This window comes from Streptomyces sp. TRM68367, assembly GCF_014495685.1.
In the GTDB taxonomy this organism is placed as follows: Bacteria; Actinomycetota; Actinomycetes; order Streptomycetales; family Streptomycetaceae; genus Streptomyces.
Window position 1 is genome coordinate 1 of record NZ_JACTVI010000146.1, and the last position, 14631, is coordinate 14631.

At 69.4% G+C, this 14631-nt stretch carries 11 protein-coding genes; 8 read left to right on the forward strand and 3 right to left on the reverse strand.

What is annotated here, in order from left to right:
* Window positions 1-812 precede the first annotated feature (812 nt).
* The 6 genes from H8R17_RS41890 to H8R17_RS41915 all read left to right on the forward strand — a co-directional run bounded on the left by H8R17_RS41890 (window position 813) and on the right by H8R17_RS41915 (window position 10259).
* Window positions 813-2108, forward strand: a complete 1296-nt coding sequence (locus tag H8R17_RS41890; protein ID WP_187828439.1) for an extracellular solute-binding protein — start codon at window positions 813-815, stop codon at window positions 2106-2108.
* Window positions 2105-3079: a carbohydrate ABC transporter permease gene (locus H8R17_RS41895; RefSeq protein ID WP_187828440.1), complete on the forward strand. Its 975-nt coding sequence runs from the start codon at window positions 2105-2107 to the stop codon at window positions 3077-3079. The genes H8R17_RS41890 and H8R17_RS41895 overlap by 4 nt, the downstream gene beginning before the upstream one ends.
* On the forward strand, window positions 3076-3933 hold the full coding sequence (locus H8R17_RS41900) for a carbohydrate ABC transporter permease (RefSeq protein WP_187828441.1): 858 nt from the start codon (window positions 3076-3078) through the stop codon (window positions 3931-3933). The genes H8R17_RS41895 and H8R17_RS41900 overlap by 4 nt, the downstream gene beginning before the upstream one ends.
* A 13-nt stretch (window positions 3934-3946) precedes the next feature.
* Window positions 3947-6232: an alpha-xylosidase gene (gene yicI, locus H8R17_RS41905; RefSeq protein ID WP_187828442.1), complete on the forward strand. Its 2286-nt coding sequence runs from the start codon at window positions 3947-3949 to the stop codon at window positions 6230-6232.
* Window positions 6232-7236 (forward strand): LacI family DNA-binding transcriptional regulator, encoded by a 1005-nt coding sequence (locus H8R17_RS41910; RefSeq protein WP_187828443.1) that lies wholly within the window; start codon window positions 6232-6234, stop codon window positions 7234-7236. Before yicI ends, H8R17_RS41910 begins: the two co-directional genes overlap by 1 nt.
* A 110-nt stretch (window positions 7237-7346) precedes the next feature.
* Window positions 7347-10259, forward strand: coding sequence for a glycoside hydrolase family 3 C-terminal domain-containing protein (locus H8R17_RS41915; protein WP_316959703.1), 2913 nt, complete (start codon window positions 7347-7349; stop codon window positions 10257-10259).
* 86 nt (window positions 10260-10345) lie between these two features.
* On the opposite strand, the gene H8R17_RS41920 is transcribed toward H8R17_RS41915, so the two are convergent.
* A complete protein-coding gene (locus H8R17_RS41920; RefSeq protein ID WP_187828445.1) occupies window positions 10346-11524 on the reverse strand; it encodes an acyl-CoA dehydrogenase family protein in 1179 nt (392 codons plus the stop codon).
* Window positions 11525-11642: 118 nt separating this feature from the next.
* Window positions 11643-12017, reverse strand: coding sequence for a ferredoxin (locus H8R17_RS41925; protein ID WP_187828446.1), 375 nt, complete (start codon window positions 12015-12017; stop codon window positions 11643-11645).
* 401 nt (window positions 12018-12418) lie between these two features.
* Between H8R17_RS41925 and H8R17_RS41930 the strand changes: the two genes are divergently transcribed.
* Together H8R17_RS41930 and H8R17_RS41935 are read left to right on the forward strand one after the other, a co-directional pair.
* Window positions 12419-12784 (forward strand): DUF6479 family protein, encoded by a 366-nt coding sequence (locus H8R17_RS41930; RefSeq protein WP_187828449.1) that lies wholly within the window; start codon window positions 12419-12421, stop codon window positions 12782-12784.
* A gap of 95 nt (window positions 12785-12879) precedes the next feature.
* On the forward strand, window positions 12880-13230 hold the full coding sequence (locus tag H8R17_RS41935; RefSeq protein ID WP_187828447.1) for a hypothetical protein: 351 nt from the start codon (window positions 12880-12882) through the stop codon (window positions 13228-13230).
* Window positions 13231-13524: 294 nt separating this feature from the next.
* On the opposite strand, the gene H8R17_RS41940 is transcribed toward H8R17_RS41935, so the two are convergent.
* Complete coding sequence (locus H8R17_RS41940) at window positions 13525-14430, reverse strand: universal stress protein (RefSeq protein WP_187828448.1); 906 nt, start codon at window positions 14428-14430, stop codon at window positions 13525-13527.
* Window positions 14431-14631: the final 201 nt, after the last annotated feature.

The window sequence follows — 14631 nt, forward strand, 5'->3', positions numbered from 1 at the left end:
ACCAGGCCCGGGCCGGAAACGTGTAGTCAGCGATCAAGGTGACCGCCAGGCCCGCTGGTGAACCGCCGGCCTGCCAGCGCGGCAACCGCATCGGCCTGGTGCCGTCGCCGGAGAAGATCTCATCCAGGTGGGACAGATTCGCCAAGGTCTGCTCCGACGCGTCGAATACGGCACACCCGAACATCACCTGACTGACCTAGTTGAATAACAATTCGATGCCCGGTCGGACGCTGAGTGAAGCATACTTCCCGTGGCGAGCCTGGACAGACAGAGACCCGCCACCCGAACTCCAGGCCCTGCTCGACGCGGTCGCAGCCGGCCACTGCCTTGATCTCTACCGCCCGGTTTGACGAACTGCCGCTGCGCGGGCGCCTGGAGCAGAGGCGGGCCACGACGCCCGTGGCGTTCACGTGCTGGATCACGTCTGCCGACGGACGGCCGCTACACAGCCAGCTCCAGGACACCGCACGCAGCGGCGACGGCTTCAATCCTCCCGACCACCCCCTCCATCTGGCCCCTCCCCTGCAGACGTCACAAACCCCTACGCCCGATCCCGCTGGCGACGGTCATACGCAGCTGACGGACACCGCGTCCGACCCACCGAACACCCGTCCCAATTCCGACGCGCCCCATTGACGCGCCCCCAGCCCCCACATACCTTCCCCTCGTCGAAGCGCTTCGACGTCGCACATCGAAGCGATTCGATGAACCCTGCGTGACGCACTCCCACGACGAGCGTGACGAGGACAGCCGGTGAGCGTGACATGCACGACTCACCAGGGCAGCGAGCCATCCGACTCTGGAGGCACTGGATGTTGACGGCACGAAGGCGTGTGGTGGCGACCGCTGCGGCGGTTCTGAGCGGGGCTCTGCTCCTGGCCTCCTGCGGCGACTCGGACAGTGGTGGATCAGACGGCAAAACGCTGAAGCTGTGGCACTACGAGGGTCCGGACAGCGCGATGGGCGTGGCCTGGAACGCGGCCATCAAGGAGTTCGAGAAGACGCATCCGGGCGTCAAGGTGAAGTTCGAGGAGAAGGGCTTCGAACAGATCCAGAAGACGGCCCCGATGGTCCTCAACTCGGGCGACGCACCCGACCTCATGGAGTACAACAAGGGCAACGCGACGGCGGGACTCCTCTCCAAGCAGGGGCTCCTGACCGATCTCACCGCCGAGGCCACCAGGCGCGGCTGGGACAAGAAGATCAGCGCCGGTGTGCGCACCACCAGTCAGTACGACACCAACGGCGTGATGGGTTCCGGGAACTGGTACGGAATCCCCAACTACGCCGAGTACACGATGGTGTTCTACAACAAGGACCTCTTCAAAAAGTACGGGATCCAGGAACCCACCACGTTCGGCGAATTCACCGCCGCCATGGACAAGTTCGTCGACGAGGGCGTCACCCCACTGGCCAACGCGGGCGCCGAGTACATGGCCGGCCAGTACCTCTACCAGCTCGCCCTGTCGAAGGCCGACCGCGCGTGGGTCGACTCGTACCAGCTCTACAAGGGCAAGACCGACTTCCACGACGCCGCCTGGACTTACGGTGCCGAGACCTTCGCGGACTGGGTGAAGAAGGGCTACATCAGCAAGAAGTCCAGCGGTACGAAGGCTGAGGACGCCGGGGTCTCCTTCATCCAGGGCAAGAGTCCCATCCTGTTCTCCGGCAGCTGGTGGTACGGCCGCTTCGCCGCGGAGAACAAGTTCGACTGGGGCACCTTCCTCTGGCCGGACTCGGACATGACCGCCGGCTCCGGCGGCAACCTCTGGGTCGTCCCCAAGGGCGCCAAGAACAAGGAGCTGGCGTACGACTTCATCGACATCACCATGTCGAAGAAGATCCAGAACCTGCTCGGCAACGAGGGCGGCGTCCCGGTGGCGGCCGACCCCGCAGCCATCACCGACCCACAGGCCAAGGCGCTCATCGCCAACTTCAACACCCTCTCCGAGAGGGACGGCCTGGCCTTCTACCCGGACTGGCCCGTTCCCGGCTTCTACGACGTCCTCGTCTCCGAGACGCAGAAGCTGATCACGGGGAGCGCGAAACCGGACGCCTACCTGGACGCGCTGCAGGAGGCATACGACAAGGGCGTACCGAAGACATGACGGTCACCGTCAAGCGGGGAGAACGGGGCGGCCGGGTCACCAAGAAGCAGCAGCACGCGAAGAGCCCGCGCCGCCCCCGGGACTCGTACACCCTGTTCCTTCTCCCGGGCATCCTCGCCTTCATCGCGATCATCATCGTGCCGTTCCTGATGAACACGGGCGTGAGTTTCACCGACTGGCAGGGCGTCGGCGCCCCGAAGTGGACCGGGCTCGCCAACTACCGGGAGCTGATGGACGATTCGGAGTTCTGGGCGTCCTTCCGGCACAGCCTCTTCATGGTCGTGGCGATGGCGGCGGTGCCGACGGTGGTCGGGCTGGTCCTCGCGGCCGCCCTGTTCGACTTCGTCGGCAAGCACTTCGGTACGAAGACGGTCGCCGTGCTCCGCGCCTGCTTCTACCTCCCGCAGGTCCTGCCAATCGCGGTCGCGGGCATCGTGTGGAGCTGGATCCTCGCGCCGGAGAACGGCTCCCTGAACGAACTCCTGAAGGCCATCGGACTCGGCAGCCTCCAGCAGGACTGGCTCGGCGACCCCGACTTCGCGCTCTACAGCGTGATGGGCGTGATGGTGTGGGTGCAGATCGGCTTCCCGCTGGTCATCTTCATGGCGGGGCTGCAACGCGTCGACCCGCAGCTGTACGAGGCCGCCGAGCTGGACGGCGCCGGCTGGTGGCGAAGGTTCTGGCACGTCACCCTCCCCCAGATCCGGCCCGAGATCTACGTCGTTCTCGTCTGGTGCACGATCGCCGCGCTCAAGGTCTTCGGCGCGGTGTACGTCCTCACGAAGGGCGGGCCCGGCGGTGCGACCAACGTCCCCTCCTACTTCTCCTTCACCACCTTCTTCGAGAAGACCCAGGTCGGTTACGGCGCCGCGATCTCGACCGTGCTGACCGTGGTCATCCTCGTGCTGGCGCTGATCGGCCTCAAGCTCCAGACCCGCGCCGAGGACGCCGAGGAAGGGCTCCGCACATGACAGCCGTACGCACCGATGCCCGCCGGCCCGTCCGCTCCGTCGTAGGCCGCTATCCCGTCCTCGTCGCCCTGTTCATCGGCGCCCTGTTCATGGTCCTGCCGTTCCTGATCGTCGCGCTCAACGCGGTGAAGTCGCCCGCCGAGTACTCGTCGAACGGCCCGCTCAGCCTCCCCGAGGGCCTCTACCTCGACGACCTGAAGGACTTCTGGGAGCGCGTCGACTTCGGGCAGAAGCTCGTCAACTCCGTACTGATCAGCGGCAGCGTGGCTCTCCTGGCCGTCGTCCTGTCCGTGCTCAACGCGTACGCGATCGGCATCGGCCGCATCAAGGGCCGCACCTGGGTGCTCGCCTTCTTCGTCCTGGCGAACATGCTGCCGCAGGAGGCGCTGGTCTACCCGGTCTACTACCTGAGCAAGGAAGCCGGCCTGTACGACACCCGGTTGAGCGTGATCATAGTCTTCACCGTGGTCCAGGCCGCGTTCGGTACGTATCTCCTCTCCGCCGTGCTCGGCCAGTTCCCGCGCGAGATCATCGAGGCCGCCAAGATCGACGGGGCCAACAAGTGGCAGGTGCTGTGGCGGATCGTGGTCCCCGTCAGCCGGCCCACCATCGGCGTGCTGCTGGTCCTCTTCTTCATCTGGACCTGGAACGAGTTCCTGCTGCCCCTGGTCATGTTGATCTCCAACGACAACCAGACCGTGTCGGTGGCGCTCGGCGTGCTCCAGGGCCAGCGTCTGATGGACGCCACGATGACGAACGCCGCCGCGCTGCTGGGCGTCCTGCCCGCGATCGTCTTCTTCCTCGTCTTCCAGCGGACACTCACCCGCGGGATCGCCGTGGGTGCGGTCAAATGAAGGAGTGTGGCCTTTGAAGTTCACCGATGGCTACTGGCTGCTGCGCGAGGGTGTGACCGCGGCCCATCCGGTCGAGGTCCTCGATGTGACCGACGGGGCCGGCGCCCTGGAGATCCACGCGCCGACCCAGCCCATCCGCCACCGCGGCGACCTGCTGAAGGGACCGGTCGTGACGATCAGCGCGCACGCGCCCATGCCGGACGTCATCGGCGTCACGTTCACGCACTTCGAGGGCGAGGAGCCGCACGGCCCCCAATTCGAGCTGGCCAAAGAGGTCCGGGGGTCTGGGGGATGTCCCCCAGAAAGGCACAGCACGGCTCACACCGAGTACGACGAGGAGTCCGCGACCCTCACCGCGGGCGCCCTGTCCATAAAAGTGAGCCGCACCGGCCCCTGGCACGTCGACTTTCTCGCGGACGGCCGCACCCTCACCTCCAGCGGCCCCAAGGGCATGGGCATCATGCGGGACGCCGGCACCGGCGGCCACTATCTGCGCGAGCAGCTGAACCTCGGCGTGGGCACACAGGTCTTCGGGCTCGGCGAGCGCTTCGGGCCGCTGGTCAAGAACGGCCAGGTCGTCGACATGTGGAACGCCGACGGGGGCACGGCCACGGAACAGGCGTACAAGAACGTGCCGTTCTATCTGACGGACGCGGGCTACGGCGTCTTCGTCGACCATCCGGGCCGGGTGTCGTTCGAGGTCGGCTCGGAGGCGGTGTCCCGGGTTCAATTCAGCGCCGAGACACAGCAGTTGACGTACTACGTCATCTACGGCCCGACCCCGAAGGACATCCTCCGCAAGTACACGTCCCTCACAGGGCGCCCGGCCCTGCCGCCCGCCTGGTCGTTCGGGCTGTGGCTGTCGACGTCGTTCACGACCTCGTACGACGAGACCACTGTCAGCTCCTTCATCGACGGCATGAAGGAGCGTGAACTCCCGCTCTCCGTCTTCCACTTCGACTGCTTCTGGATGCGCGAGTTCAACTGGTGCGACTTCGAGTGGGATCCGCGGGTCTTCCCGGACCCGGAGGGGATGCTGGCCCGCCTCAAGAAGCGCGGACTCCACATCAGCGTGTGGATCAACCCGTACATTGCACAGCGCTCGCCGCTCTTCACGGAGGGCAAGGCCCTCGGGTACCTGCTGAAGAGGCGGGACGGTGGCGTCTGGCAGTGGGACCTGTGGCAGCCGGGGATGGCGCTCGTCGACTTCACCAGCGAGGCCGCCCGCGCGTGGTATGCGTCGAAGCTGGAGGCCCTGCTCGCCCAGGGCGTCGACTGCTTCAAGACCGACTTCGGGGAGCGGGTCCCGGTCGACGTCGCGTACGCGGACGGCGGCGACCCCGAGCGGATGCACAACTACTACACGTACCTCTACAACCGCACCGTCTTCGACGTACTGCGCAAGCACCGCGGCGAGGAGGAGGCCGTCGTCTTCGCGCGCTCGGCGACCGCCGGCAGCCAGAAGTTCCCCGTGCACTGGGGCGGCGACTGCGAGGCGACATACGAGTCGATGGCCGAGTCGCTGCGCGGCGGGCTCTCCCTCGGTCTGTCCGGGTTCGGCTTCTGGAGCCATGACATCGGCGGCTTCGAGGGCACGCCGACGCCCGCCCTTTTCAAACGGTGGATCGCCTTCGGGCTGCTGTCCTCGCACAGCCGGCTGCACGGCAGCTCCTCCTACCGCGTCCCCTGGCTCTTCGACGAAGAGGCCGTGGACGTGCTGCGCCTCTTCACCCGCCTGAAGCTGCGCCTCATGCCCTACCTGTACGAAGCCGCCCGCGCCGCGCACACCGAGGGCGTGCCGATGATGCGCGCGATGGTCCTGGAGTTCCCGGACGACCCCGGGTGCGCGCATCTGGAACGGCAGTACATGCTCGGCCCCGACCTGCTGGTCGCCCCCGTGTTCTCCGACGAGGGAGACGTCTCGTACTACGTCCCCGAGGGCACATGGACCCACTTCCTCAGCGGACAGCCGGTCACCGGACCGCGCTGGGTGCGCGAGCGGCACGGCTTCCTGAGCGTGCCGCTGCTGGTCAGGCCGGGCGCGGTGATCCCGGTGGGGGCCGTGGACGACCGTCCCGACTACGACTACGCCGACGGGGTCACTCTGCACGCGTACGGGCTCGGGCGCGGCGCCCAGGTGACGGTGCCCGTCGGGGACGTGACCTTCACCGTCGTCCGCGAAGGGGACGTGCTGCGGGCTTCGTGCAGCGATCCCGCGGCGCCCTGGGGGCTGGCCTCGGGCGGACGCGAGGTGCGGGCGAAGGCCGGTACCGGGTTTCTGACGGTGGAGCTGGGCTGATGGTCAAGATCTCCGATGTGGCGCGGCACGCCGGGGTCTCCCCCAGCACCGTCTCGTACGCCCTGAGCGGCAAGCGCCCGATCTCCGAGGAGACCCGGCGGCGCATCGAGGCGTCCATCCACCAGCTCGGCTACAGTCCGCACGCCGGGGCCCGGGCACTGGCGAGCAGCAGGTCGAACGTGCTGGCGCTGGTCATTCCCTTACGGGCCGGCATCCACGTGCCGGTGTTGATGCAGTTCGCGGTGTCGGTGGTCACCGCCGCCCGTCAGTACGACCACGACGTGCTGCTGCTGACGCAGGAGGAGGGCGAGGCGGGGCTGCGGCGCGTCGCGGACACCGCGCTGGTCGACGCGCTGATCGTGATGGACGTCCAACTCCACGATCCCCGGCAACCGTTGCTGCGCGCCCTGGACCGGCCTTCGGTGCTGATCGGGTTCCCTCAGGAACCGAAGGGGCTTACCTGCATCGACCTGGACTTCAGGGCGGCGGGCGAGCTGTGCGTCGAGCATCTGGCCGGGCTCGGGCACCGGGTGATCGGGCTCGTGGGGTCGCCGCCCGAGGTGTACGTACGGGAGACGGGGTTCGCCCAGCGCGTGGTCCAGGGCTTCACCGCCGCGGCCGACCGGAACCGGCTGTCCTCCTCGGTCCACCCGTGCGAGTCGACGCCCGCGGCGGCCCGCCAGATCGCCGAGCAACTCCTGCGGGAGCGGCCCGCGTTGACGGCCGTCGTGGTGCACAACGAGCCAGTCCTGGAGCCGCTGATCGACGCGTTCGAGGGACTCGGCCTACGGGTCCCGAGGGATCTGTCGGTCACGGCGATCTGCCCTGACGAACTGGCCGAGCGCGCCCGCGTCCCCGTCACCTCGATCGCCATACCGGCCTCCGAGGTGGGCGCTGGGGCGGTGGACCTGCTGATGAGGAAACTCGGCGGCGGTACCGCACCGGAGGCGACTCTGCTGTCCCCGCGGCTGACCGTGCGGGCCAGCACCAGGCCCCGCCCCTGACCCCCCCCCACCCCACTCCCCCCACGGGGGCAATCCTGTCCAAGCTCCGAATGTCAAGCCCTAGTTGAAGGAGCCGTGCCATGAAAGGCAAGAGAAGACGGAGAACCACCGTGGGACGGGGCGTCCCCGCCCTGGCCCTGGGCCTGACCCTGGTCGCGGGAGTCGGCGTCACGGCAACGGGAACGGCCGCGGCGGACGACCCCGCGTACGCCTTCCGCAACCCGAAGCTCTCCGTCGACCGCCGTGTCGACGACCTCCTCTCCCGCCTCACCCTCGACGAGAAGATCTCTCTGCTCCACCAGTGGCAGCCCGCGATCCCCCGCCTCGGCATCCAGTCGTTCAAGACCGGCACAGAGGCCCTGCACGGCGTCGCCTGGCTCGGCGAGACCACCGTCTTCCCGCAGGCCGTGGGCCTCGCGTCGACCTGGGACCCGGCGCTGATGAAGAAGGTCGGCTCGGCGGTGGGCGACGAAGCACGCGGCTTCCAGCAGGAGCGCCCGCCCGGCTGGGGCCTCAACCTGTGGGCCCCGGTGGTCAATCCGCTGCGCGACCCGCGCTGGGGCCGCAACGAGGAGGGCTACTCCGAGGACCCGTACCTGACGAGCGCGATGGCGACCGCGTACGGCACCGGCCTCACCGGCGGCGACCCAGACCACCTCAAGACGGCGCCCACGCTCAAGCACTTCCTCGGCAACAACAACGAGGGCAACCGCACCACCACCTCGTCCGACCTGCGCCCACGCGTGCTGAAGGAGTACGAGGAGCAGGCCTTCAGACCGGCGATCGAGGCGGACGCGGCGACCGGTGTGATGTCCTCGTACAACCTCGTCAACGGCCGTCCGGCGACAGTCAATCCGGCACTCGACGACGACGTACGCAGCTGGACCTCCCACGACCTCCTGAACGTCACCGACGCCTACGCGCCCAACAACCTGGTCGGAACCGGCAGTCAGAAGTACTACGGCACCCTGACCGAGGGCAACGCGGCCACGCTGAAGGCGGGCATCGACAGCTTCACGACGGACGACACGAACTCCGTGCGGACCACGACGGCAATCAAGTCGGCAGTGTCCACAGGCCTGTTGAAGGAGTCGGACGTCGATACGGCCGCCGGGCACATTCTGAACATCCGCATCCGGCTCGGTGAATTCGACCCGGGCGGCGGGAAATACGGCTCCATCGACAAGTCCGTCATCAACAGCCCGGCCCATCAGAAGCTCGCGCGGAAGGCGGCGGCCGATGCGGCGGTGCTGCTGAAGAACTCGGGCGCCACCCTGCCCCTGAATGCCTCCGCGTCCCAGGACGTGGCGGTCGTGGGCCCGCTCGCCGACACCCTCTACACCGACTGGTACTCGGGCACCCTGCCGTACGCCGTGACGCCCAAGGAGGGCATCGCCGGGAAACTCGGCACGTCGGTCACGAGCAGTGAAGGCGTGGACCGGATCACGCTGAAGAACGCGGAGAGCGGGACGTACGTGACGGCGGGGACGGACGCCGACGGCGAGGCGCTGAAGGAGAGCGCCTCCAGTGGGGCCGAGGCCCAGTTCGACGTGTTCGACTGGGGCGCCGGCATCGTGACCCTGCGGTCGGCCGCGAACGGCAAGTACGTCGGCTACAACTGGTCGAACTTCGTCAACGACCAAGTTCAGCCGAACGGATGGTTCGTGCAGCAGCAGTTCGCGCTGGAGGAGCAGGCCGACGGCACGCACCTGCTGCGGTACGCGGGCTACGAGACCCGGGAGCCCTGGTGGTCCAGCCCGGTCTACCTCGGCCCGACCGGCCCCGACGGCACCCTCGGCCTGGTCACCAAGGCCGAGGCCGCGCACTACACCAAGGACGTCGTCCGCAGCGGCACGGAGGAGGCCGTGGCGGCGGTGAAGGACAAGGACGCGGCGGTCGTGGTGGTCGGGTCCATGCCGGCGATCAACGGCCGCGAGAACGACGACCGTGAGGACATGAGCCTCGCCCCGTCCCAGGAAGCCCTGGTCAAGGCGGTGCGCGCGGCCAACCCGAAGACGGTCGTGGTCGTCGAGAACAGCTACCCGACCACCCTCGGCGCCCTCCAGAAGGAGGTCCCGGCCCTCCTCTGGACCACCCACGCGGGCCAGGAGACCGGCAACGCCCTCGCCGACGTCCTCTTCGGCGACGTGAACCCGGCCGGACGGCTCACCCAGACCTGGTACGAGTCGGAGGCCGGCCTCCCCTCCATCCTGGAGTACGACAACATCAAGCACGACCGCACGTACCAGTACTTCAAGGGCGAGCCGCTCTACGAGTTCGGCTACGGACTCTCGTACTCCTCCTTCCGCTACGGGGAGTTGAAGCGCTTCGACGGCGGATACGAGGTCGCCGTCACCAACACCGGCAGGCGTGCCGGGGACGAGGTCGTGCAGCTCTACACCCACCAGCGTGTCTCACGCGACAAACAGCCGTTGAAACAGCTGGAGGCGTTCCAGCGGGTCTCGCTCAAGCCGGGCCAGACGAAAACCGTCAAGCTGAAGCTCACGACGAAGGACCTCGCGCACTGGGACGTCACCCGCTCCAAGTGGGTGGTCGAGAGCGGCACGTACGACGTCCTCGTGGGCGCGTCCTCCGAGGACATCCGCTCCCGTACGTCCCTGAAGGTGCGCGGCGAGACGATCCCGGCCCGGGATCTCTCACGGCCGACCCGGGCCGAGAACTTCGACGACTACGAGGGTGTGCGACTGGTCGACGAGTCCAGGGTCCGCGGAACCGCGGTGGGGGCTTCGGCCGACGGGGCCTGGCTCGAGTTCGCCGATGCCCAACTTGGCTCCGGCGCGGCGAAGTTCAGTGCGCGGGTGGCCGGAGCAGCCGGGAAGGTCGAGATACGGCTCGGCTCGCCGACCGGCACGCTCATCGGCACGGCGAAGGCGTCCGGAACGGGGTCGGTGTACACGTACGAGACGGTGAACGCCTCTCTGTCCGCCGCCGCGAAGGGGCGCCAGGACGTGTACCTCGTGCTGAGCGAGGGCCAGAGATTGTCGACGTTCTCGCTGCGCTGATCCGGACGGCGAACCGGTGGGCACACACGACCCCGGGCGAGGGTGCGGGCTGATCGTCCTTCGTCACAGGTCGTCTCCGCGACGGGTCAGCGTCGTACCCGCGGCATCCCCAGCCCGATCCACGAGATGATCTCGCGCTGGATCTCGTTGTTGCCGCCGCCGAAGGTGAAGATCACCGCCGAGCGGTAGCCGCGTTCCAGCTCGCCGCGCAGGACCGTGCCCACCGAGCCCTCCTTCAGCGCGCCCGGCGCGGCGACGATCTCCATCAGCCAGGCGTAGGCGTCCCGGCGGGCCTCGGAGCCGTAGACCTTCACCGCGGAGGCGTCCTGCGGGGTGAGCGTGCCGTCCTGGACGGCGCTGACCATCTGCCAGTTGAGGAGCTTGAGCGCCTCGAGGCGGGTGTGGGTCTGGGCCAGGCGGCGGCGTACCCACGGCAGGTCGACGACGCGGCGGCCGTCGGCGAGCTTGGTCTCCATCGCCCAGCGCTGCACGTCGTGCAGGGCGCGGATCGCCATGGTGCCGTGGGCGGCGAGGGTGACGCGTTCGTGGTTGAGCTGGTTGGTGATCAGCCGCCAGCCCTGGTTCTCCTCGCCGACCCTGCGGGAGACGGGGACGCGGACGTTCTCGTAGTAGCTCGCGGTGGTGTCGTGCCCGGCGAGGGTGCGGATGACGGTGCACGAGTAGCCGGGGTCCGTGGTCGGCACCAGCAGCATGGTGATGCCCTTGTGCGGCGGGGCGTCCGGGTCGGTGCGGGTGGCCAGCCACACCCAGTCGGCCGTGTCGCCGTTGCTCGTCCAGATCTTCTGGCCGTTGACGACGTACGCGTCGCCGTCCCGCACTGCGCGTGTGCGCAGCGACGCCAGGTCCGTGCCCGCGTCGGGCTCGCTGTAGCCGATCGCGAAGTCGATCTCGCCGGAGAGGATCCGGGGCAGGAAGTACGCCTTCTGCTCCTCCGTGCCGTACTGCATGATCGTCGGCCCGACCGTGTTCAGCGCCATCAGCGGCAGCGGGACGCCGGCCTGGGCGGCCTCGTCGAAGAAGATGAACTGCTCCATCGCCGTCAGGCCGCGCCCGCCGTACTCCTTCGGCCAGCCGACGCCGAGCCAGCCGTCCGTGCCGAGCCGCCGGATGGTCGCGCGGTAGAACCGCTTCCGGGCGGCCGGGTCGGTGTGCCGGGTGGGGGCGTCATCCGGCACCAGTTCGGCGAAGTAGGCGCGCAGATCGGTGCGCAGCCGCCGCTGCTCGGGCGTGTTTTCGAGGTGCACGGCGCCTCCAGGCTCCCAAGGCCGGTCCTGACGGCGCACACCGTAGAACGTGTTGCAGAAATTGGGAATGGCGGACGGCCCGAAAGCTGTCCGTGGGGGGCGTCGTCTCGCCCGGCGGTCAGCGCAGCGTGGCGAGGAAGTCCGTACAGGCCCGGGCGCAGGCGCGGCATGCGGCGGCGGTCTCCTCGGTGCCCGGGCTGCCGTCGAAGACACGCGCGCTCTCCAGGCACACCGCCCGGCACCACTCCGCCTGCATGCGCAGGCTCGCCTCGTCCACCTGGTTCTGCTCGGACAGCACGCGGCAGGTGGAGTCGCACACCTCCGCGCACATGATGCCCTTGCGTCGTACGAGTTCCTGGTTCTCGGTCCCGTCGGGATCCACGAGGCTCGCGCACAGCGCGCACACCCGCGCGCACTCCGTGCACGCCTGCGCGCAGGCGAAGCGGTCCTCCAGGAACCGGAACAGCTCCTGCTGGGATGTCGTCGATGTCACACCGCGCGGGTAGCCCCGGCCGCCCGCGTCAAACCCCGCGCCGCCCGCGGTGGCGGCCGGTTTTCCGGCCCCGGTGCCGGGCACCCGTGATGCCTGGAAGCGACTACGGACGGAGGTGGGCGACGTGCCCGGACGACAGGAGCTTCCGTCGACCCTGGAACGCTCTGGCCGTGACGACCAGCGCAAAGGCCGGCGACCGCTGGCAGCGCAAGGAGGCCGGCCGCAAGGGGTCCTCGGGACCGCAGTCGGGCCGGCCCCGCCAGTACGGCGGCCGCAGGGGCGAGGGCGTCGATGAACTTGCGAACCGCTCAAAAGACGCGCGAGGCGCGGTCCGGCTGACCGGCCGCGCCGGAACGCCCGGTGACAGGGGTGAGCCGGGGTGCCAGGGGTACTCGCGCGCCATGGACACCGTATGGATGGAGATGGCCGCGGGGCGGGGCGCCCTCGGTATCGGGCTGCTCGTGGCGGGCCTGGTGGTCGTGGCGATGCTGCTCGGCGCCTTCGCGCTGGGCATGCGCGTCAAACGCCGGGAGCCGCCTCCGCCTGACCCCGGGGAGCAGCCCCGGATACCGGACGAGGGGCCGGTCCGCGAGGTCCTGGAGAACCGGGAGGCGGACGAGGTCCCCCAGGGCCGGCACCGCCTGACGCCGCACCAGCTGAAGGGCCACGGGAACGTCGGCACCCGGTCCGGCGCGTCGAAGGAGCGGCGCCGCTGGGACAAGGGCAGCAGCGGTTCGTTCGGCAGCGGCGGGCCCGGCGCCCGCTGAGCGCGGGCACCGTCCGGGGCCGCGGTCGCCCGAGCGTGCGCCGAGGCCGTGGTACGTAGCGGCCGCCGTACACCGTACGTCGAGAAGTGAGGACCATGGCCGATTCCGCCCGCAACGCCCTGCCGCTGCCCGACTACGACCATCTGCCGCTCGGCGGCCTGGAGAGCAGGGTGCGGTCGCTGAGCGCCGACGAGGTGGAGCAGCTGCTGGCGTACGAGCGGTCGCACGCGGACCGGCTCCCGGTGACCGAGTTGCTGGCGTCCCGGCTCGACCAACTGCGCGCGGGCGCCGAGCCGACGTCCGGCGACCCGGACGCGGTGCGGCCGGAGCAGGGCGAGCGCCGTACGGGCTCCCCCGTGTCGACGGCCACCTCGCCGCAGCCGTTCAGCCCGCCGCCGCACGGCACGCCCGACCAGCGCGGCAAGCCCAAGGGTGACCGCATCTAGGGTTTCCGGCACGGGTGCGGGTGCGCCGTGCTGCCGAGGACTGGGCGAGATCGCCCTGTACCGGCCACCACCATCAGCCCGCCGAACAGTGACCTTGTGGTCGACGTGGTCGGTCGTGGTGGCCCAGCGCAGCACGGCCCGGCCCCGGCCTGTGCGCGGGCGCGGCGGGGCCCCGGCCTGTGCGCGGGCGCGGCGGGGCCCCTGCCGGGCGCGGTCGCTGCGTCCTCCTGTCCACGGCCATGCGCGGCCAGGTACCCGGTGGTCAGGCGTCAGTCACCCGTCCCGCCGACGGTGTCAGTCGTGGGAAACGACGGCGACGGGGGCGGTGGCGTGGTGCAGGACGGCGTGCGTGACCGGGCCGATGTGCGCGCCGAGCGGGTTGCGGCGGACGCGGCGGCCGACGACGACCAGCGACGCGTCGGTGGAGGCCTCGATCAGCTGGTCGGCCGCGCTGCCGGAGCGGGCGTGCTCGACGACGTCGGTGGACGGGTACTTCTGCCGCCAGGGGGCGAGCGCCTCCGCGAGCGCTTCGGTGTGCCGCCCGGAGATCTCGTCACGCAGGCTCCGGTCGACGGACAGGTCGTGCACGTAGTACGGCGACGGGCTCCAGCTGTGCAGCGCCCACACGCCGGTGCCCCGGCGGGCGGCGGCCTCGAACGCGAACCCGATCACGGAGTCGTCGGGTTCGGCGGTGTCGACGCCCACGACGACGGGGCGGTACCGCGTGCTGGCCGACGGGATGCCCGTCGGATCCGGCTCGTGCTCGTCGACGGCCTGTTCCCCGGCGCGCACCAGCACCACGGGCCGCTCGACGCGCGACACCACGGCAAGCCCGACGGAGCCGACGAGGAAACCGCGCAGCCCGCTCAGGCCGCGGGAGCCGAGGGCGAGCAGCTCGGCGTCCTTCGCCACGTCGGCCAGGACGTCGGCGGGCCGGCCGCTCAGCGCCTCCATGGTGATATCCAGTCCCGGGTGACGCAGTTCAAGACCCTCCACCTCCTCGCGGGGGACGCGTTCGGCCCAGTGCGGACGCGTTTCGCCGCCTAGCAGCGGGGCCTGGCTCCCAGGTGTCGGGACGGGCTCCCAGACGTGCACGAGCTTCATAGAAAGGCCGCGCAGCTTCGCCTCGCGGGCCGCCCACTCGGCCGCGGCCCGGCTCTCCGGGGAGCCGTCGAGGCCGGCGACAACGGTGCGGACCATGGCTCTGCCACCTCCTGACCGGCGATCCTGTTTCGGCGCAACGGTGTACGCGCTGTTTCCGGCGTACCCGCCGTACGAGTCCCCCGGATGGCCCCAGCCGATGCCTGCCGGGACGGGATGCTCCTATGGCTGTCAAGCCGCTGGAGCCAGGTCGGTATGAGTGATTCGTTCGGTCGGTGTGCTGGTCAGTGCCCGGTAGAC

What these genes read in the sequence shown, in the direction of transcription:
- H8R17_RS41930 (WP_187828449.1), top strand. Translation starts at nt 12,419, where the DNA reads ATGGACACCGTATGGATGGAGATGGCCGCGGGGCGGGGCGCCCTCGGT.
- H8R17_RS41910 (WP_187828443.1), top strand. Translation starts at nt 6,232, where the DNA reads ATGGTCAAGATCTCCGATGTGGCGCGGCACGCCGGGGTCTCCCCCAGC.
- H8R17_RS41895 (WP_187828440.1), top strand. Translation starts at nt 2,105, where the DNA reads ATGACGGTCACCGTCAAGCGGGGAGAACGGGGCGGCCGGGTCACCAAG.
- H8R17_RS41900 (WP_187828441.1), top strand. Translation starts at nt 3,076, where the DNA reads ATGACAGCCGTACGCACCGATGCCCGCCGGCCCGTCCGCTCCGTCGTA.
- H8R17_RS41940 (WP_187828448.1), bottom strand. Translation starts at nt 14,430, where the DNA reads ATGGTCCGCACCGTTGTCGCCGGCCTCGACGGCTCCCCGGAGAGCCGG.
- H8R17_RS41890 (WP_187828439.1), top strand. Translation starts at nt 813, where the DNA reads ATGTTGACGGCACGAAGGCGTGTGGTGGCGACCGCTGCGGCGGTTCTG.
- H8R17_RS41935 (WP_187828447.1), top strand. Translation starts at nt 12,880, where the DNA reads ATGGCCGATTCCGCCCGCAACGCCCTGCCGCTGCCCGACTACGACCAT.